This window comes from Candidatus Cloacimonas sp., assembly GCA_035403355.1.
Taxonomy (GTDB): Bacteria; Cloacimonadota; Cloacimonadia; order Cloacimonadales; family Cloacimonadaceae; genus Cloacimonas.
Genome location: DAONFA010000056.1, coordinates 4,927 through 6,202 on the forward strand (window position 1 = coordinate 4,927; position 1,276 = coordinate 6,202).

Annotated in this window: 1 protein-coding gene; it reads right to left on the reverse strand. The window is 39.1% G+C overall.

Annotated features, from left to right (window positions below):
* Window positions 1-132 precede the first annotated feature (132 nt).
* Window positions 133-1,047, reverse strand: a complete 915-nt coding sequence (locus PLE33_09050) for a polysaccharide deacetylase family protein (GenBank protein ID HPS61388.1) — start codon at window positions 1,045-1,047, stop codon at window positions 133-135.
* Window positions 1,048-1,276: the final 229 nt, after the last annotated feature.

Consider the following 1,276-nt stretch of genomic DNA (forward strand, 5'->3'; position numbering starts at 1 on the left):
CCACAGGGTAGGGATATTATTCATACACAACCTCTAACTTCTTAATTTTAAATACACTGTGTAAAGATAATGACGATTAAAACATTTTGGCTATACTCAAAAAAATTGTCAATGAAAAAAATTTGTCCCCCTTCATTGGAAATTATACCTGAGTGCTTTAATTGACCGCAGCCAGGGCATAATTAAAAATTGTTCCCGATTAGTTAATTTCCTGCCTTCCATATTAGTTCGTTGCCACCGGCTATAAGGAAAGCGATTATCACCAATTTTATAGCTTATTCCAAAAGTGGCGGTAAGACGCATATTTTTGATTAGTTTCGTTTCTATTTCATCACTGGCGGGTCTGCCGTAAGGATAGGCAAAAAAGCGTTTACAAGGAAGGGATAGCTCTTCCATTTTTTGCAGGCATAAATCAAGCTCGGTGTATGCTTCCAGGTAAGTTAAACGGGAAAAATCAGGATGAGACCAACTGTGAAGACCAAATTCCACTCCTGCCTTATGTAAACTTGAAAGCTGGTTATAGGAGAGATAGGGCTTAAATTTTTTCAGATAAGCGCTTTCGGAAAATGGCATAACTTCCTTCCAGACAGCGTTGATAATTTCATCTTTGGTTTTCATCGTTATGCGGGAAAAGAATGTTTTGAGATTTGCCCCCGGAACATATTTGTCTATTACAGCTGAGATTTTTTCAGCAGGACAGTAATGGGGCATCAAAAGCAGTTTATGATTCCAGGCAATTTCCTGGTTATCAATACATTTGCCGATTAAAAAGAGAGTCGGCTTCAGATTATACTCTTTGGCAAGATACATCAAAACAGGATAATTAACGGCAAAACCGTCGTCAAAGGTTAAAGCCAGGTCTTTTCCGCTAAAACGCCCGGGTGCAGATAAAATTTCGGTTAAAGACCTGATGCTATATCCCTGCCGTTGTAATTGCTTCAGTTGCTTAAAAAAATTAGATACACTGATACCATGGGGATAAATATCGGGAAATTTATCCGCTACAATGTGGTAATAAAGCACTTGGGGTGATGTTGCTATTTTCATTTAACAATTCCTATGTAAGCATATATTCCTTTTTTGAAAAAGAGGGCTTATTGTCAAGAAACTTGTCTCGCGAGATGGCGAGATGGCGAAATGGCGAGATGGAAAGAGAGAGATAGCGGAATAGATTTTTTTACAAAGAGAAAAAGAGAAAAAAACTTGGAGCTTAATTTAGGGGGTTTTGTTGTACCGGTGGGGATGTACCGGCGCTCGCTGTAGCGCCGAATCGGCG